This window comes from Saccharomonospora piscinae, from assembly GCF_005862235.1.
Taxonomy (GTDB): domain Bacteria; phylum Actinomycetota; class Actinomycetes; order Mycobacteriales; family Pseudonocardiaceae; genus Saccharomonospora; species Saccharomonospora piscinae.
In genome coordinates this window covers 641324-664435 of sequence record NZ_VCEK01000004.1, presented here as the reverse complement: position 1 = coordinate 664435, position 23112 = coordinate 641324, and the positions used below count along the sequence as shown (strand labels likewise).

The 23112-nt window shown below is 69.1% G+C and carries 1 protein-coding gene (running past both ends of the window); it reads right to left on the bottom strand.

All 23112 nt of this window come from inside a single coding sequence — locus FFT09_RS23375, type I polyketide synthase (protein ID WP_244231418.1), on the bottom strand. Of the gene's 38880 coding nucleotides, 3184 precede the window and 12584 follow it; the stretch shown corresponds to coding positions 3185–26296 — codons 1062 (partial) to 8766 (partial); reading right to left, the first codon wholly in view occupies nucleotides 23108–23110. The start codon and the stop codon both lie outside this window.

Below are 23112 nucleotides of genomic sequence, written 5' to 3'. Positions count from 1 at the left end.
CAGGCCGGACTCCGCACGCCTGCCAGAGGTCCGCGAGCGCCACCATCGCCGCCCAGCGGGCGGCGCGGGACACGTCGGAACGGCCGGGCTCCGGCGCGTCGGCTTCGAACCGCACGACGTCGTCGAGGGACCAGCCGGTGTGCGGGGCGAGCGCCGAGGCGCAGTCGGAGAACCGGCCGGCGAAGACGGGTGATGCGGAGAGGAGGTCCGTGACGGTACCGAGCCAGCCGGACTCGCGATCGGCGAAGACGAACACGGCATCCGCTTCCGGCGTCGTCGCCGTCCCGGTGACGAGTGCGTCGTGTGCCGTCCCTGCCTCGAGGGCGCCCAGCGCCGCGCGGAGTTCGTCGATCCGGTCGGAGACGACGACGGCACGCTGCTCGAATCGTGCGCGCCCGGTGGCGAGCGAGTAGCCGATCGCGCGGGGGTTCGTGTCGTCGTCGACCTGCGCGAGCAGGGACGCGGCCTGCGCGGCGAGAGCGGCGGGCGACTTACCCGACAGCACCCATGCGACGGCCGGGGATGCGACGACCGGTTCCCGCTCGGCCACCGAGGGGACGGCCGTTCCCTGTTCGAGGATGATGTGGGCGTTGGTGCCGCTGATGCCGAACGAGGACACACCCACCCGACGCGGCCGGTCCACCTCCGGCCACTCTGTCGGCTCAGTCAACAGGCTCACCGCACCCGCAGACCAATCCACCTCGGGCGTGGGCTCATCCACGTGCAGGGTTTGGGGCAGGGTGTCGTGGCGCATGGCCTGCACCATCTTGATCACACCAGCAACCCCAGCAGCAGCCTGCGTATGACCCAGGTTGGACTTGATCGACCCCAACCACAACGGCCGATCCCCATCACGATCCTGGCCATAGGTCGCCAACAGTGCTTGCGCCTCGATCGGATCACCCAAAGTGGTGCCCGTGCCGTGCGCCTCGACCGCATCCACCTCGGCCGGGTTCAACCCCGCGTTGGCCAGGGCTTGGCGGATCACCCGCTGCTGCGACGGACCATTCGGCGCCGTCAAACCATTCGACGCGCCATCCTGATTCACCGCAGACCCACGCACCACCGCCAACACCTCATGCCCCAACCGCCGAGCGTCCGAAAGACGCTCCACGACCAGCACACCAACGCCCTCGGACCAGCCCGTGCCATCCGCCGACGACGCGAACGACTTGCACCGGCCGTCGCCCGCTAGCCCGCCTTGGCGGTCGAACTCCACGAATGTGCCCGGCGAGGCCATCACCGTCACACCACCAGCCAGCGCCATCGAACACTCACCCGAACGCAGCGCCTGCACAGCCCAGTGCAGAGCGACCAGCGACGACGAACACGCCGTATCCACCGTCACCGCAGGACCCTCAAACCCAAACGAATACGCCACCCGACCGGACAGAACGCTGCCCAAATTGCCGGTCCCGCTCGAGCCCTCAGCAGCCTCACTGCCAACCCCATAATCGTGATACATCAACCCCGCGAACACACCCGTACTGGAACCCCGAATCCCAGTCGGGTCGATACCGGCGTGCTCCAACGCCTCCCACGACGCCTCCAAAAGCAGGCGCTGCTGCGGATCCATCGCCACCGCCTCACGCGGCGAAATCCCAAAGAACCCCGCATCAAACTCAGCCGCACCGGTCAGGAACCCACCAGCCCCGTCCATGTCCCAACCCCTGTCGGTCGGGAACGGGCCAATCGCATCCACACCCGACGCCACCAAATCCCACAAGTCCTCCGGGTTCGACACCCCACCCGGATAACGACAACTCATCCCCACAATCGCGATCGGCTCGTCATCACCCACCACAGTCGGGGCCACCACCACAGGCCCAGCCTGCTCACCCACAAGCTCCCCGACCACGAACTCCGCCAACACCAACGGCGTCGGATAATCAAAAACCAACGTCGCAGGCAACCGCAAACCCGACACCGCATTCAACCGATTCCGCAACTCCACCGCCGTGAGCGAGTCGAAACCGAGCTCGGTGAACGCACGGTGCGGCTCGACGGCCTCGCCCGAGGCGTGCCCGAGCACCACGGCGACATGGCCACACACCAGGTCGAGGATTCGTTTCCTGCGTTCGTCGTCGTGGAGCTGTCGCAGTTCCGCTGCCAGTCCGCTGTCGCTTTGCGTGGCTTGGCGTTGTGGTGCCGGGATGAGCTTGCGGAAGAGTGGTGCGGTAGCGCGCGAACGGAGCGCGGACAGGTCGATGTCGATCGGGGCCACGAGTGCCCGGTCGCTGCCCAATGCGGCATCGAACAGCTGCAACCCGTGCTCGGTGGACAGCGGCGGGAACCCGGCCCGAGCCAGCCGGTCGACCTCAGCCTCCGACATCGCTCCGGCCATCCCGTCCCCGGCCCACAGACCCCACGCCAGCGACAACCCAGCCAGGCCCTGACTGCGGCGATGCTGCGCCAGTGCGTCCAGGTAGGCGTTGGCCGCCGCATAGTTGCCCTGCCCCGGCGAGCCCAACACACCCGCCACCGACGAGAACAACACGAACAACGACAGATCCATACCCTGCGTCAAATCGTGCAGGTGACGAGCACCCTCGACCTTCGGCCGCAGCACGGCCTCAACCCGCTCCGCCGTCAACGACGACACCACACCGTCGTCCAGCACACCCGCCGCATGCACCACACCCACCAACGGATGCTCGGCCGGAATCGCATCGAGCACCCCGGCCAGCGCATCCCGATCCGCGACGTCACACGCCACCGACCGCACATCCACATCCAGGTCAGCCACGGCATCCGCACCACCACCGGAACGGCTGACCAGCACCAGGTGCCGCACCCCGTGCTCGGCGACCAACCGGCGAGCCACCAACCGGCCCAGCGCTCCATTGGCGCCCGTCACCAACACCGTGCCCTCAGGATCCAGCACTGGCACAGTCGACTCCGCGCTCTCCCGCACGAGCCGAGGCACCAACGCCTGCCCAGCACGCATCGCCACCTGCGGCTCACCCGCCGGAAGATTCGGCAACACCTCGGACAGATCAGCGTCCTGCGCATCGAGATCGACCAGCGTGATGCTGTCGGGATGCTCCGACTGCGCCGACCGCAGAAGACCCCACACGGCGGCAGCAGCCATGTCCTGACCGTCAGTGGCACCACGAGTCACCACGACCCGCCGACGCTCATCACCCAACCAGCCCTGCACCAGACCCAGAGCCTCAACCACCCGCTCACGAACGGCGCCCCCGGACGGCAGCTCCACCACGTCAAGGTCGTTGCCGGATTCCAGGGCGTTCGACTCAGCGGGAGTCCAGTCCACACCGAACAGGGAGTTGCCGCGTGACACGCGAGACAGCTCGCCGCCCAGAGGCCGCAACACCAGCGACTCCACCAGGGCGACCGGATCGCCGGCGCCGTCGGTCAGCAGGAGGGAGTAACCCGATCCCGACCGTGTGATCGTGACCTGTGCGGCGGTGGCTCCGACGGCGAACAGGGACACGTTGGACCAGCTGAACGGCAACACGACACCGTCGTGTCGCTCACCGGCCCCGTCGAGCAACCCGATCCCGTGCAACGCCGCGTCCAGCAACGCCGGATGCACACCGAAGCCCTCAACCGGCACACCCTCCGGCAACGCCACGTCGACGAACACCCGATCCTCGGCACGCCACGCCCGACGCACCCCCTGAAACACCGGCCCATACTCCAACCCCGCCCCAGCCAGCCCGTCATACAACCCGTCAACGGCCACCTCGACAGCACCAGCAGGCACCCCACCACCCGACACAACCCCGGCGGCAGGCTCCACCGGCTCCGCCGTCACCGTGCCCGTCGCGTGCCGAACCCACTCCAGGCCCTCACGCCACCGCGAATGCACCGCAACACCACAACGACCACCCTCAACAGCACCCACCGACACCTGCACCACCGGCGCCACACCCGCACCCAACACCAACGGAGCCTCCAACGTCAGCTCCTCCACCACCGGACACCCAGCCCGAAGCCCCGCGTGCAGAGCCAGATCCACGAACACCGTCCCCGGCACCAACACCGTGCCACCCACCGCATGATCGGCCAACCACGGCCACGCATCCAACGACACACGGCCCGTCAGGGCCATACCGTCGCTGTCGGCGAACTCGGTGACCGCGCCCAGCAACGGATGCTCGGTCTCACCCAGTCCGAGTGTGCGGACGTCGCCGGTGGGTGCGCTGGCGCGCAGCCAGTAGTGCTCCCGCTGGAAGGCATACGTCGGCAACTCCACCCGCCGCGCACCCGACCCAGCGAACAGACTGCTCCAGTCCAGGTCGCTGCCGTGAACGAACATCTCCGCCACCGCCCGCATGAGCGTGGCGGCCTCGTCCCGCCCACGCCGCATCGCCGGGGCGAACACGGCGTCGGAGACACAGTCCTGCCCCGCCGCCGACAGAATCCCGTCCGGGCCCAACTCGATGAACCGGGTAGCGCCTTGCTCGTGCAGGGTGCTCATCCCATCCGCGAAACGGACGGTTTCGCGCACGTGCGACACCCAGTACTCCGGCGAGCACACCTCGTCGGACACCACATCGCCGGTCAGGTTCGACACCAGTTGAATGTGCGGCACCTGGAACGAGAGTGCTTCGGTGACGGTGCGGAACTCGTCCAGCATCGGCTCCATCCGCGCCGAATGGAACGCATGACTCACCGTCAACCGCTTGCTCTTACGGTCCTCGAACTGCGCAACCACGGCCGTGACCGCGTCCTCGTCACCGGACAGCACCACCGACGACGGACCATTCACCGCCGCCAACGACACACCGCCCGACAACCACGGCGCGACCTCGGCCTCCGTGGCCTGCAACGAGACCATCACCCCACCAGTGGGCAGGGCCTGCATCAACCGACCCCGAGCCGCCACCAACCGACACGCATCCACCAGATCGAACACACCCGCCACATGCGCAGCAGCGACCTCACCGATCGAATGCCCGACGACATAGTCCGGGCTCAAACCCCCCGACTCCACCAGCCGGAACAACGCCACCTCGACGGCGAACAGCCCAGCCTGCGCCCACATCGTCTCGTTCAGCAGGTCACCACCACCGAACACCACATCGCGCACGGAGGCATCGAGATGGCGGTCCAACTCTCCGCACACGGCGTCGAAGGCTTCCGCGAACACCGGATAGGCCTCATACAGCTCGCGGCCCATACCCGTCCGCTGCGCACCCTGACCCGTGAACAGCACCGCCAAACCACCAGGCACCGCGGCACCACGGACAACGTCCCCGCCAACCAGCACCGCGCGGTGCTCGAACACCGACCGACTAGCCAGCGAGTAGCCCACATCCACCGAGTCCAGCTCACGCGCCTCGGCGAAGGACCGAACACGAGCGACCTGCTCGCCCAGAGCCGACTCGGTCTTGGCTGACACCACCCACGGCACCACCGGCAGCTCACGCCGGGAACCGTCATCGTGAGCAGACTGCGAGCCCTGTTCGAGGATGACGTGGGCGTTGGTGCCGCTGATACCGAACGAGGACACACCCACCCGACGCGCACGCCCCGTCTCCGGCCACGCGGTCTCCGACGTCAACAACTCCACCGCACCCGCAGACCAATCCACCTCAGAAGTGGGCTCATCCACGTGCAGAGTCTGCGGGAGGGTGTCGTGGCGCATGGCCTGCACCATCTTGATCACACCAGCAACCCCCGCCGCAGCCTGCGTATGACCCAGGTTGGACTTGATCGACCCCAACCACAACGGCCGATCCCCATCACGATCCTGGCCATACGTCGCCAACAGTGCTTGCGCCTCGATCGGATCACCCAGGGTCGTGCCCGTGCCGTGGGCTTCGACCGCATCCACCTCAGAGGCATTCAATCCGGCGTTGGCCAGGGCTTGGCGGATCACCCGCTGCTGCGAGGGACCATTCGGCGCCGTCAAACCATTCGACGCGCCATCCTGATTCACCGCCGACCCACGCACCACCGCCAACACCTCATGCCCAAGCCGCCGCGCGTCCGAAAGACGCTCCACGACCAGCACACCCACGCCCTCGGACCATCCGGTGCCATCCGCCGACGAGGCGAACGACTTACACCGGCCGTCACCCGCCAGACCACCTTGGCGGTCGAACTCCACGAACGTGCCCGGCGAGGCCATCACCGTCACACCACCAGCCAGCGCCATCGAACACTCACCGGAACGCAACGCCTGCACAGCCCAATGCAACGCCACCAACGACGACGAACACGCCGTATCCACCGTCACCGCCGGACCCTCAAACCCAAACGAATACGCCACCCGACCCGAGAGAACACTGCCCAAATTCCCCGTACCACTCGAGCCCTCAGCAGCCTCACTGCCAACCCCATAATCGTGATACATCAACCCCGCAAACACACCCGTACTCGAACCCCGAATCCCGGTCGGGTCGATACCCGCGTGTTCCAACGCCTCCCACGACGCCTCCAACAACAGGCGCTGCTGCGGGTCCATCGCCACCGCCTCACGCGGCGAAATCCCAAAGAACCCCGCATCAAACTCCGCCGCATCGGTCAGGAAACCGCCGGCACCATCCATCTCCCAACCCCTGTCGGTCGGGAACGGGCCGATCGCGTCCACACCCGACGCCACCAAATCCCACAAGTCCTCCGGGTTCGACACCCCACCCGGATAACGACAACTCATCCCCACAATCGCCACCGGCTCATCCACACCCACCACCGACGCAGCAACCGGCGCAGCAACCACCTCCCGCTCACCCACCAACTCACCCACCACAAACTCCGCCAACACCAACGGCGACGGATAATCAAAAACCAACGTCGCAGGCAACCGCAAACCCGACACCACATTCAACCGATTCCGCAACTCCACCGCCGTCAACGAATCAAAACCCAACTCGCTAAACGCACGATGCCCAGGAACCGCATCACCGGACGCATGGCCCAACACCGCCGCCACCTCAGCCCGCACCAACTCCAACACCACCGACTGCCGATCCTCCACCGACAACCCACCCAACCGAGCAGCCAAACCACTCTGACTACCCGCCTGCGCAACACGACGACGTGGTGCCGGAACGAGCTGGCGGAGTAGCGGTGCGACGCCGTCGGTCGCGGCCCGCGCGCGGAGCGCGGACAGGTCGAGTTTCACCGGAGCCAGCAACGGACGGTCGCTGCCGAGCGCGGCGTCGAACAGTTCCAGCCCGTGCTCGGTGGACAGCGGCGGGAACCCGGCCCGAGCCAGCCGGTCGGCCTCAGCCTCCGACATCGCCCCGGCCATCCCGTCCCCGGCCCACAAACCCCACGCCAACGACAACCCAGCCAGACCCTCACTACGGCGATGCTGCGCCAAAGCGTCCAGATAAGCGTTCGCCGCCGCATAATTGCCCTGCCCCGGCGAACCCAACACACCCGCCACCGACGAGAACAACACGAACAACGACAGATCCATACCCTGCGTCAAATCGTGCAGATTGCGCGCACCCTCGACCTTCGGCCGCAACACAGCCTCGACCCGCTCCGGCGTCAACGACGACACCACACCGTCGTCCAGCACACCCGCCGCATGCACCACACCCACCAACCGATGCTCAGCCGGAATCTCGGCCAGCACAACGGCCAGCGCATCCCGATCCGCCACATCGCACGCCGCGAAGTGAGCATCGGCACCAGAGTCGGCGAGTTCGGCGACGAACTCGGCCGCACCGGGCGCATCCCCGCCCTGACGGCTGACCAGCACCAGGTGCCGCACCCCGTGCTCGGCGACCAGCCGGCGAGCCACCAACCGGCCCAACGCACCGCTGGCGCCCGTCACCAGCACCGTGCCCTCCGGGTCCAACGTCGGCACGGACGCCTCGCCAGACGCCCGCACCAGCCGGGGCACCAACGCCTGACCGTCCCGGAGCGCCACCTGCGGCTCACCCGCCGGAAGATTCGGCAACACCTCGGACAGGTCAGCGTCCTGCGCATCGAGATCGACCAGCGTGATGCTGTCGGGATGCTCCGACTGCGCCGACCGCAGAAGACCCCACACCGCGGCAGCAGCCATGTCCTGACCGTCAGTGGCACCACGAGTCACCACGACCCGCCGACGCTCATCACCCAACCAGCCCTGCACCAGACCCAGCGCCTCAACCACACGCTCACGAACGGCGCCACCGGACGGCAACTCCACCACGTCCGCGTCCACATCGGATGCTGTCTCGCTCGACTCGACCGGGGTCCAGTCGACACCGAACAGCGATTCCGTGCGCGAGACATGAGACAGCTCGCCCCCCACAGGCCGCAACACCAGCGATTCCACCACGGCCACCGGGTCGCCGACGCCATCGGCCAGGACGAGCGAGTAGCCGGTCGCGGTGGGTGTGATGCGGGTGCGAAGCGTTGTCGCCGCTTCGGCGTGCAGTGCGGTGCCGGTCCATGTGAAGGGAAGCGCTGCGCTGGGTGTGGTTTCGTCACCGCCGCGGTTGAGGCTGAGGCCGTGCAGTGCGGCGTCGAGTAGCGCGGGGTGGAGTCCGTAGCCGGTGGTGTCGAGGTTGGCGGGGAGGGCGATCTCGGTGTAGACGGTGTCGCCGTCGCGCCACGCCGCGCGCAGGCCCTGGAAGCTGGGACCGTAGGTGAGGCCCACGGCGGCCAGGTCGTCGTAGATGGTGCCGACGTCAACGGGGTCGGCTGCCGGTGGCCAGGTGTCGATCCTCGCGGAACGGCCGGAGTGTTCGGCCGACGCCGCGAGGGTTCCGCTCGCGTGCTCGATCCAGTCGTCGGTGACCGAGCGCGAGTAGACGTGGACCGCCCGACGGTCACTATCCTCGCTGGGTCCGACGGTGACCTGGAGGCGCACGTCCTCGTCGGCGGACACCGTGAGCGGCGTCGTCACGACGAGTTCCTCAAGGGCCGGGTATCCGGTCGTGTGCCCGGCGTGCAGAGCGAGTTCGACAAGCGCTGAGCCCGGGAACAGGACGGTGCCGAGTACCTCGTGGTCGGCCAGCCAGGGGTGGGTCCGCTGAGAGACCTTGCCGGTGAACAGGTATTCGTCGCCACGGGCGCTTTCCACCATCGCGCCCAGCAACGGGTGTTCGGGGTTGTCGAGCCCCAACGTGCGGACGTCGCCGGTGGGTGCGCTGGCGCGCAGCCAGTAGTGCTCCCGCTGGAACGCATAGGTGGGCAGCGAGATTCGCCGTGCGCCGGTCCCGGTGTAGAGGGTGGTCCAGTTCAGATCGGTGCCGTGGACGAACATCTCCGCCACCGCCCGCACCAGCGTGGCCGCCTCATCACGACCACGCCGCATCGCCGGGGCGAACACGGCGTCGGAGACACAGTCCTGCCCCGCCGCCGACAACACACCGTCCGGGCCCAACTCGATAAAGCGGGTCGCGCCCTGCTCGTGCAGCGTGTTCATGCCCTCGGCGAACCGCACGGTCTCCCGCACATGCCGCACCCAATAGTCGGGCGAGCACACCTCATCCGAGACCACGCCACCGGTCAGATTCGACACCAACGCCACCTGCGGCGCCTCGAACGACAGGCCCTCGGCGACCGTGCGGAACTCATCCAGCATCGGCTCCATCCGCGCCGAATGGAACGCATGACTCACCGTCAACCGCTTCTGCTTGCGGCCCTCGAACCGGTCCACCACGGCCGTGACCGCGTCCTCGTCACCGGAGAGCACCACCGACTCAGGCCCATTCACCGCCGCCAGCGACACACCCTCGGACAGCAAGGGCGCGACCTCGGCCTCGGTGGCCTGCAACGACACCATCACCCCACCAGTGGGCAGGGCCTGCATCAACCGACCCCGAGCCGCCACCAACCGGCACGCATCCACCAGGTCAAACACACCCGCCACATGCGCAGCGGCAATCTCACCAATCGAATGCCCGACGACATAGTCCGGGCTCAATCCCCAGGACTCCACCAAACGGAACAGCGCCACCTCGACGGCGAACAACCCGGCCTGCGCCCACATCGTCTCGTGAACCCGCTCATCCTCACCGAAGACAAGCTCACGCACCGAGAACTCAAGGTGGCGGTCCAACTCGGCGCACACCGCGTCGAAAGCCTCCGCGAACACCGGGAACGCCTCATGCAGCTCGCGGCCCATACCCGTCCGCTGAGCACCCTGACCGGTGAAAAGGAACGCCAACGCACCAGACACGGCGGCGTCTCCACGAACCACGCCGTCATCCAGCAGCACCGCGCGGTGCTCGAACACCGACCGGCTAGCCAGCGAGTAGCCCACATCCATCGGAGCCAGCTCACGGGCCTCGGCGAAGGAGCGAACACGAGCGATCTGCTCGTCCAGGGCGTGTTCGGTCTTGCCCGACACCACCCACGGCACGACCGGCAGCTCACGGCCAGGCTCCTCGGTAGCCGCCGCTTCCACAGCAGGGCCTTGTTCGAGGATGACGTGGGCGTTGGTGCCGCTGATCCCGAACGAGGACACACCCACCCGACGCGCACGCCCCGTCTCCGGCCACGCGGTCTCCGACGTCAACAACTCCACCGCACCCGCAGACCAATCCACCTCAGCAGTGGGCTCATCCACGTGCAGGGTCTGCGGGAGGGTGTCGTGGCGCATGGCCTGCACCATCTTGATCACACCAGCAACCCCCGCCGCAGCCTGCGTATGACCCAGATTCGACTTGATCGAACCCAACCACAACGGCCGCTCACGATCCTGCCCATACGTCGCCAACAGGGCCTGCGCCTCGATCGGATCACCCAGGGTCGTGCCCGTGCCATGCGCTTCGACCGCATCGACCTCGGACGGCGCGAGTCCGGCATTGGCCAGGGCTTGGCGGATCACCCGCTGCTGCGACGGACCATTCGGCGCCGTCAAACCATTCGACGCGCCATCCTGATTCACCGCAGACCCACGCACCACCGCCAACACCTCATGACCCAACCGCCGAGCGTCGGAAAGACGCTCCACCACCAACACACCCACACCCTCGGACCAGCCCGTGCCATCCGCCGACGACGCGAACGACTTGCACCGGCCGTCGCCCGCTAGCCCGCCTTGGCGGTCGAACTCCACGAACGTGCCCGGCGAGGCCATCACCGTCACACCACCAGCAAGCGCCATCGAACACTCACCGGAACGCAGCGCCTGCACAGCCCAATGCAGAGCGACCAACGACGACGAACACGCCGTATCCACCGTCACCGCCGGACCCTCAAACCCAAACGAATACGCCACCCGACCGGACAGCACGCTGCCCAAATTGCCGGTCCCGCTCGAGCCCTCAGCAGCCTCACTGCCGACCCCATAATCGTGATACATCAACCCCGCGAACACACCCGTACTGCTGCCCCGAAGCCCCACCGGGTCGATACCGGCGTGTTCCAACGCCTCCCACGACGCCTCCAAAAGCAGGCGCTGCTGCGGATCCATCGCCACCGCCTCACGCGGCGAAATACCAAAGAACCCAGCATCAAACTCCGCCGCACCGGTCAGGAAACCACCAGCACCATCCATCTCCCAACCCCTGTCGGTCGGGAACGGGCCAATCGCATCCACACCCGACGCCACCAAATCCCACAACTCCTCCGGGTTCGACACCCCACCCGGATAACGACAACTCATCCCCACAATCGCCACCGGCTCATCCACACCCACCACCGACGCAGCAACCGGAGCAGCAACCACCTCCCGCTCACCCACAAGCTCACCCACCACAAACTCCGCCAACACCAACGGCGACGGATAATCAAAAACCAACGTCGCAGGCAACCGCAAACCCGACACCGCGTTCAAACGATTCCGCAACTCCACCGCCGTCAACGAATCAAAACCCAACTCGCTAAACGCACGATGCGGCTCCACAGCCTCACCCGACACATGCCCCAACACCGCCGCCACCTCAGCCCGCACCAACTCCAACACCACCGACTGCCGATCCTCCACCGACAACCCACCCAACCGAGCAGCCAAACCACTACCACTCGCAGCCTGCGCAACACGACGACGTGTGGCGGGGACCAGGCTCCGCATCAACGAGGGCACCCCATCGGCCGCGGCCCGCTCACGCCACGCCGCCAGGTCGAACCGGGCGGGGACCAGCACGGCACGGTCGGAATCCAGTGCGCCGTCGAACAGTGCCAAGCCTTCGGCATCGGTCAGCGCGGGCATCCCCGCCTTCGCCATCCTGCGCCGGTCGGTCTCGCTCAGACCACCGGCCATGCCACCTTCGGCCCACGGTCCCCAGGCCAGCGACAGCCCCGGCAGACCCTGACTGCGGCGATGCTGCGCCAGTGCGTCCAGGTAGGCGTTCGCCGCCGCGTAGTTGCCCTGCCCGGGCGAACCCAACACGCCCGACACCGACGAGAACAACACGAACAACGACAGATCCATACCCTGCGTCAACTCGTGCAGGTGACGAGCACCCTCGACCTTCGGCCGCAGCACGGCCTCGACCCGCTCCGGGGTCAACGACGAGATCACACCGTCGTCCAGCACACCCGCCGCATGCACCACACCCACCAACGGATGCTCGGCCGGAATCGCATCGAGCACCCCGGCCAGCGCATCCCGATCCGCAACGTCACACGCCACCGACCGCACATCCACATCCAGGTCAGCCACCGCATCCGCACCACCACCGGAACGGCTCACCAACACCACATGCCGCACCCCGTGCTCGGCAACCAACCGGCGAGCCACCAACCGACCCAACGCACCGTTGGCACCTGTCAGCAGAACCGTGCCCTCCGGGTCCAGCGCCGGCGCGGGCTTCGCGCTTTCCCGCACCAGCCGGGGCACCAACGCCTCCCCGTCCCGCACCGCCACCTGCGGCTCACCGAGGGCCACCGCCGAGGCGAGCACGCCACCGGGCTCCACGGTGTCGCGGTCCACGTCGACCAGCAGGAATCGGCCCGGATACTCGGACTGCGCGGACCGCACCAGCCCCCACACCGCCGACTGTCCGGCGTCTTCGCCGTCGACGGCGCCGCGGGTCACCACGACCAGGGTCGCGTCGGCGAACCGCTCGTCCGTCACCCAGCGCTGCACCACGGGCAGCACCTCGTGGAGCACCGCGCGCGTACCCGGCGCGGCACCGTCGGTAGCGCCGACCTCGTAGGTCACCACATCCGGGACGCGTTCAAGTTCCGCTCCGTCAGTGGAGTCGTCGGAGAACGTGCCCCACTGGCCCCACCGCAACTCGCTGTCGATCTCAGCGCCCGTAGCGGGCACCCAGTCCACGCCGAACAGCGAGTCGACACGCTGGCCCGCGTCGAGCCCGTCCACCGCGGCAGGCCGCAGCGCCAGCGACGCGATCTCTGCCACCGGCTGCCCGGTCTCGTCGGCGAGCAGCAGGGAGAAGCCCGATCCGGCGGGCGTGATGCGTGCTCGTACCGCCGTCGCTCCGATGGCGAACAGCGACACTCCTGACCAGGCGAACGGCAGCGCGACGCCACCATGCGCGTCCTCGTCGTGCCCGTCCAAGAGCCCAATGCCGTGCAGCGCCGCGTCCAGCAACGCCGGATGCACACCGAAGCCCTCGACGGAAACACCGTCCGGCAACGCCACGTCGACGAACACCTGTCCCTCGGCACGCCACGCCCGGCGCACACCCTGGAACACCGGCCCGTACTCCAACCCCGCCACGGCCAGTTCGTCGTACAACCCCTCGACGGCCACCTCGGCCGCACCCGCAGGCGGCCACTCGGCGGGTGCTCGGTCGGGAGACGCGGAAGTCGCGGTCACGGTCCCGACCGCGTGCCGCATCCAGGGGTCTCCGTCCCGGAGCCGGGAATGTACGGCGACGGCGCGGCGGTCGTCGTCTCCGGTCGACTCGATGGTGACGTGGATGGTCGGTGCCTGATCGCCGTCGAGGACCAGTGGAGCTTCGAGGGTCAGTTCTTCCAGCCCGGGATACCCAGCCCGAAGCCCGGCGTGCAGAGCCAGATCCACGAACACCGTCCCCGGCACCAACACCGTGCCACCCACCGCATGATCGGCCAACCACGGCCACGTATGCAGAGAGACCCGGCCGCTGAACGCCAGTGACCCACTGCCGGGAAGCTCCATCAGCGCACCGAGCAACGGATGCTCGGCGTCATCCAACCCCAGCGTGCGGATATCGCGCGTGGGCATCCCGGACGAACGCAGCCAGTAGTGCTCCCGCTGGAAGGCATACGTCGGCAACTCCACCCGCCGCGCACCCGACCCAGCGAACAGGGCGGCCCAGTCGAGATCGGTGCCGTGCACGAACATCTCCGCCACCGCCCGCACCAGCGTCGCGGCCTCATCCCGCCCACGCCGCATCACCGGGGCGAACACCCCGTCCGAGACACAGTCCTGCCCCGCCGCCGACAACACACCATCCGGACCCAGCTCGACAAACCGGGTCACACCCTGCTCGTGCAGCGTGTTCATGCCGTCCGCGAAACGGACGGTCTCCCGCACGTGCCGCACCCAATAGTCGGGCGAGCACACCTCATCCGAGACCACGCCACCGGTCAGATTCGACACCAGCGCCACCTGCGGTGCCTCGAACGCGAGGCCCTCGGCCACGGTGCGGAACTCGTCCAGCATCGGCTCCATCCGCGCCGAATGGAACGCATGACTCACCGTCAACCGCTTCTGCTTACGACCCTCGAACTCGGCAAGGACCGCGGCAACGGCATCGTCGTCACCGGAGAGCACCACCGACGACGGACCGTTCACCGCCGCCAGCGACACCCCGCCCGACAGCAAGGGGGCGACCTCGGCCTCGGTGGCCTGCAACGAGACCATCACCCCGCCGGCGGGCAGGGCCTGCATCAACCGGCCCCGCGCCGCCACCAACCGGCACGCATCCACCAGATCGAACACACCCGCCACATGCGCAGCGGCGACCTCACCGATCGAGTGCCCGACGACATAGTCCGGGGTCAAGCCCCAGGACTCCACCAAGCGGAACAGCGCGACCTCGATGGCGAACAGCCCGGCCTGCGCCCACATCGTCTCGTGAACCCGCTCATCCTCACCGAAGACAAGCTCACGCACAGAAGCATCGAGATGGCGGTCCAACTCGGCGCACACCGCGTCGAAAGCCTCGGCGAACACCGGATAGGCCGCATACAGCTCCTGGCCCATACCGGGTCGCTGCGCACCCTGACCGGTGAACAACACCGCCACACCACCGGGCACCGCCGCGCTACCACGCACCACACCGTCATCCAGCAGCACAGCGCGGTGCTCGAACACCGACCGGCTAGCCGACGAAAAGCCGACGTCCACCGGGTCCAGCCCACGAGCCTCGGCGAAGGACTGGAGGCGAGCGATCTGCTCGCCCAGAGCCGGCTCGGTCTTGGCCGACACCACCCACGGCACCACCGGCAACTCACGCCGCGAACCGTCATCGTGAACGGACTGCGGACCCTGCTCAAGAATCACGTGGGCGTTGGTGCCGCTGATCCCGAACGAGGACACACCCACCCGACGCGCACGACCCGTCTCCGGCCACGCGGTCTCCGACGTCAACAACTCCACCGCACCCGCAGACCAATCCACCTCAGAAGTGGGCTCATCCACGTGCAGAGTCTGCGGCAGGGTCTCGTGGCGCATGGCCTGCACCATCTTGATCACACCAGCAACCCCCGCCGCAGCCTGCGTATGACCCAGGTTCGACTTGATCGACCCCAACCACAACGGCCGCTCACGATCCTGCCCATACGTCGCCAACAGTGCTTGCGCCTCAATCGGATCACCCAGGGTGGTGCCCGTGCCGTGCGCCTCAACCGCATCCACCTCGGCCGGTGCGAGTCCGGCGTTGGCCAGGGCTTGGCGGATCACCCGCTGCTGCGACGGACCATTCGGCGCCGTCAAACCATTCGACGCACCATCCTGATTCACCGCAGACCCACGCACCACCGCCAACACCTCATGCCCAAGCCGCCGAGCATCCGAAAGACGCTCCACCACCAACACACCCACACCCTCGGACCAGCCAGTGCCATCCGCCGACGACGCAAACGACTTACACCGCCCATCACCAGCCAAGCCACCTTGGCGGTCGAACTCCACAAACGTCCCCGGCGAGGCCATCACCGTCACACCACCAGCCAGCGCCATCGAACACTCACCCGAACGCAACGCCTGCACAGCCCAATGCAACGCCACCAGAGACGACGAACACGCCGTATCCACCGTCACCGCCGGACCCTCAAACCCAAAGCTATACGCCACCCGACCCGAGAACACACTGCCGGTGTTACCCAACCCCAAAAACGCCTCAGCACCATCAGGAATGCTCTCCGCACCCCTGCCATAATCGTGATACATCAACCCCGCGAACACACCCGTACTGCTGCCCCGAAGCCCCACCGGGTCGATACCGGCGTGCTCCAACGCCTCCCACGACGCCTCCAACAACAACCGCTGCTGCGGATCCATCGCCACCGCCTCACGCGGCGAAATCCCAAAAAACCCAGCATCAAACTCCGCCGCATCACTCAAAAACCCACCAGCACCATCCATCTCCCAACCCCTGTCGGTCGGGAACGGGCCAATCGCATCCACACCCGACGCCACCAAATCCCACAACTCCTCCGGGTTCGACACCCCACCCGGATAACGACAACTCATCCCCACAATCGCCACCGGCTCGTCATCACCCACCACAGTCGGAGCCACCACCACAGGCCCAGCCTGCTCACCCACAAGCTCCCCGACCACGAACTCCGCCAACACCAACGGCGTCGGATAATCAAAAACCAACGTCGCAGGCAACCGCAAACCCGACACCGCATTCAACCGATTCCGCAACTCCACCGCCGTCAACGAATCAAAACCCAGATCGTTGAACGCCTGGTCGGTTCGGACGGCGTCGCCGGAGGCGTGGCCGAGCACGAGCGCCACCTGCGAGCGGACCAGCTCCGTCACTCGCGTGAGCTGGTCGTCGTAGGGCAGGCCGGCCAGTTCGTCGGCCAGACCGGATTCGGCCGTCGACGACTGCGCCACTCGCCTGCCCGACACGCGGACCAGGCCGCGCAGCAGCTGCGGCAGGTTCTCGACCTTGGCACGCGCCCTCAGCGCGGCGAGGTCGAGGTGTACGGGGGCGACGACCGGTGCGTCGACCCGCAGTGCCGCGTCGAACAGGGCGAGCCCGTCGGTGGCCGACAGGGGCGGAAGCCCTGCCTTCGCCATCCTGCGCCGTTCGGTCTCGCTCAGTCCACCGGCCATGCCGCCCTCGGCCCACGGCCCCCACGCCAGCGACTGCCCGGCCAGGCCCCGGGCACGGCGATACTGCGCCAGTGCGTCCAGATAGGCGTTCGCCGCGGCGTAGCCAGCCTGCCCCGGGGAGCCGAGCACACCCGCAGCCGAGGAGAACAGGACGAACAACGACAGCTCATGGCCCTGCGTCAGCTCGTGCAGGTTCCGGGCACCGTCGACCTTCGGGCGCAGCACGGTCGCGACCCGCGCGGGCGTGAGCGACGAGAACACACCGTCGTCCAGCACACCCGCCGCATGCACCACGCCCACCAGAGGACGGTCGGCGGGAATGTCGTTCAGCACGCCCGCCAGCGCGTCGCGGTCCGCGACGTCGCACGCCACGGGCCGGGCCTCGGCACCGGCCTCGGCCAGTTCCGCCACGAGCTCGGCCGCACCGGGTGCGTCGGCGCCCTGGCGGCTGACCAGCAGCAGCTGCCGCACACCATGCTCGGCCACCAGGTGCCGCGCGACGAGGGCGCCCAGGGCGCCACTCGCCCCGGTGACCAGCACCGTGCCGTCGAGCGTCGCCGGGTGCTCTCCCGTTCCTGGCTCCGCCCTGGCCAGCCGCGGCGCCACCAGCTGACCGTCGCGCACGGCGAGCTGCGGCTCTCCCGAGGCCAGCACCTCGGCCCGGACGTCGTCGAGTTCGGCGCGGTCGTCGAGATCCAGCAGGACGAGCCGACCGGGATGCTCCGACTGCGCCGTGCGCAGCAGCCCCCACACCGCGGCCTGCGCCAGGTCATGGCCGTCGCTTGCACCTCGGGTGACGACCAGTGCGGTTCCGGGCTGGTCGTCGGCCAGCCACCGCTGCACGGAGTCGAGCGTGTCGTGGAGGGTGTCGTACACGTCCGCCGCCGGGTCGCCCTCGCGGGTGCCGACCTCCAGGACCGTGACGTCGGACGCGGGCTCCTCGTCACCGGCGGCGACCGAGACCCAGTCCACCGTGTAGAGGTGGTCGCGCCGTGCCACGGGTGTCTTGCCGGACGTCGACCGGAACACGAGCGACTCGACGGCCGCCACCGCTTCACCGGCGCCGTCGGCGAGCAGCAGCGAGAAGCCCGAGCCGGACGGGGAGATTCGCACTCGCACAGCGGAAGCGCCGACCGCGAACACCGACACGCCCGACCACGCGAAGGGCAGCCCGGCCGCGCCGCCGCGTTGCGAACCGGCGAGCCCGATGCCGTGCAGCGCGGCGTCGAGCAGTGCCGGATGCACGCCGAACCCGTTCACCTCGACGTCGTCGGGCAGGGCCACCTCGGCGAACACGTCGTCGCCGAGACTCCACGCCGACCGCAGACCGCGGAACGCGGGTCCGTAGGTGTAGCCGAGCTCGGCCAGTCCGGCATAGAAACCATCAAGGTCGAGACGCTGCGCGCCCTCCGGTGGCCACACCGCGAGCGACTCCCGCGCGGGCGAGGTCTCCTCGGCCAGGACGCCGCTCGCGTGCCTGGTCCACTCGGCGTCCTCGTCCGGCCTGGTGTGGACGCTCACCGCGCGGCGGCCGTCGTTTCCGGCGAACCCCACCGCCACCTGAAGGTCGAGCCCACCCTGCTCGGGCAGCACGAGGGGGGTTTCGAGGGTCAGCTCCTCGACCCGTCCGCAACCCGTGCGCTCGCCCGCGTACGACGCGAGCTCCACGAACGCCGTGCCGGGCAGCAGCACGGAGCCGAGCACGGCGTGATCGGCCAGCCACGGGTGTGTCCGCAGCGACAGGCTGCTCGTCAGCACGACGGTGCCGGTCTCGGCGAGCTCGACCGCGGCACCCGCCAACGGGTGCTCGCCACCGCGCGGCCCCGCCGGTTCGGCCCCGGTTCCGGACAGCCAAAAGCGCTCGTGCTGGAACGCGTACGTCGGCAGGGACACGCGCCGCGCGCCCGTACCCGCGAAGAATCGGGGCCAGTCGACCGCGCTGCCGCGCACGTGCAGGCGGGCGAGCGCCGACACCACGGTGTGGGCTTCGTCGCGGTCCCGCCGCAGGGTCGGGACGAGCTCGGCGTCGGAGTCCGGCAGGCACGCCGCGCCCAGCGCGGTGAGCACGCCGTCCGGGCCCAGCTCCACGCACGTCGTCGTGCCCTGCTCGCGCAGGCTCGCCATGCCGTCGGCGAAGCGGACCGCCTCGCGCACGTGCCGCACCCAGTACTCGGCCGTGCTGACCTCGGCTCCGGCCATCTGCCCGGTCACATTGGACACGAAGGGAATCCGGGGGCTGTGATACGTCAGCCCTTCCGCGACCGTGCGGAACTCGTCGAGCATCGCGTCCATGTGCGGCGAGTGGAACGCGTGGCTCACCCGCAGCCGCTTGACCTCGCGGCCTTCGGCCGAGAATCGGTCGGCGAGTTCCAGCACCACGTCCTCGTCACCGGAGACCACCACGGTGTCCGGGCCGTTCACCGCGGCCACCGACACCCGGTCGCCGAGCAGCGGCAGGACTTCGCTTTCCGGCACCCGCAATGGCACCATCGCCCCACCACGGGGCAACGCCTGCATCAGCCGGCCGCGCGCGGCGACCAGCGTGACCGCGTCGTCGAGCGACAGCACGCCCGCGAGATGCGCGGCGGCCAGCTCGCCGATCGAGTGCCCGAGCAGCAGATCCGGGGTGATTCCCCACGATTCGAGCAGCCTGGCCAGCGCGACCTCGAGTGCGAACAGGCCGGCCTGCGCGTACTCGGTCTCGTCGAGCAGATCGCCGCCGTCGAAGGTCACCTCCCGCACGGGCCGGTCGAGCAGCCGGTCGAAACCGGCCGCCACCCGGTCAAAGGCATCGGCGAACGCCGGGAACGCCTCGTACAGGCTCCGGCCCATGCCGGAGCGCTGGGAGCCCTGCCCCGAGAGCAGGAACGCGACCTTCCCACCGGTCACCCTGCCCGTCACGAGCTCGCCCTGCCCCGCCGCCACGGCTGTCCCGTCCGTGCGGCCCGAGGCCGCGGCGAGACCCGCCCTCGGGTCGGCGCCGACGAGCACCGCCCGGAACTCCATGGCCGAACGTGTCGTGGCCAGGGAGAACGCGACGTCCAGCTCCGCGTCCTCGACGTGGTCGAGGTGGTCGAGCAGCCGTGCCGCCTGCGACGGCAGCGCCTCGTCGGACGGAGCCGACAGCACCCACGGCACCGCCGAGGCCGGCAACGTCCTCGTCTCCGGCTCGACCGGGGCCTCGCCGTCCGAGGACGCCTGCTCGATGATGACGTGCGCGTTGGTGCCGCTGATCCCGAACGAGGACACACCTGCCCTGCGCGGCCTGCCGTCGGGGGTCCACTCCCGCGCCTCGGCGAGCAGCGAGACCGAGCCGGAGGACCAGTCGACGTGCGGGGTGGGCGTGTCGACGTGCAACGTTCGCGGCAGCACACCGTGCCGCATCGCCATGACGGTCTTGATGACCCCGCCGACGCCGGAGGCCGCCGCGGTGTGTCCCACGTTCGACTTCAGCGATCCCAGCCAGAGCGGCTGGTCGTCCGGCCGGTTCTGGCCGTAGGTCGCGAGCAGGGCGTGCGCCTCGATCGGGTCGCCGAGCACCGTGCCCGTGCCGTGCGCCTCGACCGCGTCGACGTCGGCCGTGGACAGGCCCGCCTTCGCCAGCGCGGACAGGATCACCCGCTGCTGCGACGGGCCGTTCGGGGCGGTCAGCCCGTTGGAGGCGCCGTCGGAGTTGACGGCGCTGCCCCGCACCACCGCGAGGATCTCGTGGCCGTTCCTGCGGGCATCCGAGAGGCGCTCCACGAGCACCATGCCGACGCCCTCGGACCAGATGGTGCCGTCCGCCGCGGCGGCGAACGACTTGCACCGGCCGTCCGGCGCCAGCCCGCGCTGGCGGCTGAACTCGACGAATCCCGCCGGTGTGGCGAGTACCGCGACGCCGCCCGCGAGCGCCATGTCGCATTCGCCGTTGTGCAGTGCCTGCACGGCGAGGTGCAGCGCCACGAGCGAGGACGAGCACGCCGTGTCGACGGTCACCGCGGGGCCCTCGAAGCCGAGGGTGTAGGCGACCCTGCCCGACATGACACTCGTCGCGGCACCGGTCAGGTTGTAGCCCTCGGTGCCCTCGTCGGCCCTGCCGCCGCCGTATCCGGACGTCGACGCCCCGACGAACACCCCGACCGCGTCGCCCCTGAGGCGGTCCGGGTCGATGCCCGCGCGTTCGAACGTCTCCCAGGAGACTTCGAGCAGCAGTCGCTGCTGCGGGTCCATCGCGAGCGCCTCACGGGGGCTGAGGCCGAAGAACGCGGGGTCGAAGTCGCCGGCGTCGTGGAGGAAGCCGGCCTCGGCGACGTACGAGGTGCCCGCCTGCTCGGGGTCCGGATCGAACATCGCGGCGAGGTCCCAGCCGCGATCGGTGGGGAACGGGGTGATGCCGTCGCCACCCTCCTCGACCAGCCGCCACAGGTCGTCGGGGTTCTCGACGTCGCCGGGATAGCGGCACGCCATGCCGACGATCACGATGGGATCGTCCGAGGTGGCCGCGACGGCGGGAGTCCGCGCGGCGGTGACCTCAGTGGTGGCCCCGGTCGTGGCGAACAGCTGCTCGTGCAACGACCGGGCCAGCGCCGCCGGTGTCGGGTAGTCGAACACGACGGTCGCCTGCAGCGCCACGCCGGTCTCACCGCTGAGCCGGTCGCGCAGCTCCACCGCCGAGAGCGAGTCGAAGCCGAGGTCGCGGAACGCGCGGTCGGCTCGCACGTCGTCCGCCGACCGGTGGCCGAGGACGACGGCGGCGGCCTGGCAGACCAGCGCCGTGAGCCGCTCGACCCGTTCGGCGTCGGGCAGCCCGGCCAGCGCCTCCTCCAGCGCGGAGGTGGCCCTGCCATCCGCTTCGCCCGCGGTCGGGCCCGCCAGGACCTCCGCCGCCTCGGGGAGCGCGGTGAACAACGGGCGCTGCCCCGCCGCGGCGAAGAGGGACAGGAAACGTGCCCAGTCCACGTCGGCGATCGTCACGTTCGTGTCGTCGTGGTCGAGCGCGCGCTGCAGCGCGGCGACGGCCCTCGCCGGTGCCATGGCCTGGATTCCGCGCAGCGACAGGCGTTCCTGCTCCTCGCCCTCGGCCATGCCGCCGTCCGCCCACGCGCCCCACGCGACGGAGGTGCCCGCGAGCCCGCGCGCACGCCGGTGCTCGGCCAGCGCGTCGAGGTAGGCGTTGGCGCTCGCGTAGGCGCCGAGCCCCGCACTGCCCCACGTGGCCGAGATCGACGAGAACAGGACGAAGGCATCCAGCTCGCGGTCGCCGAGCAGCTCGTCCAGGTTCGCCGCGCCGACGGCCTTGGCCGACATCTCGGCGGCGAACGCGTCGGCCGTGAGCTCCGCCAGCGCACCGCTGGAACCGATGCCCGCGGCATGGACCACGGTGCGCAACGGCGGGCCCTCGGCGTCGAGCTCGTCGACGAGCGCGGAGAGTGCGGCCCGGTCCGCCGCGTCACAGGCGACGATCCGCACGTCGGTGCCGGTGGCTTCGAGTTCGGCGCGCAGGTCGTCGGCGCCGGGTGCGGCGGGTCCCCGCCTGCTCGTCAGCACCAGCCGGGAGATGCCGCTGTCGGCGAGCCAGCGCGCGACGCGCGCGCCGAGCGCTCCGGTGCCACCGGTGATCAGCGCGGTGCCCTGCGGCCGCCACGTCGCCGGTGCGGCGCTGCGCGCGTCCCGGACGAGCCTGCGGCTGAACCAGCCGGACGAACGCAGCGCGAGCTGGTCTTCGGTCCCGTCGGCGAGCAGCGCGCACAGGCGGTCGGCCGCGCGGCCGTCGAGGTCGGCGGGAAGGTCGACGAGACCACCCCACCGGCGGGGCTGTTCGAGGCTCAGCACCCGGCCGAGCCCCCACACGGCGGCCTGGCTCGTGCCGCCCAGCGCGTCGGAGCGGCCGATCGACACCGCGCCGCGCGTCACGATCCAGAGTGGCGCGTCGAGCTCCGCGTCGTCCAGCGCCTGGATGAGCGCGAGCGTGTCCAGTGCGGGCCGGTCGGAGTCCGCGTCGTTCGCGTCCGTCGCGC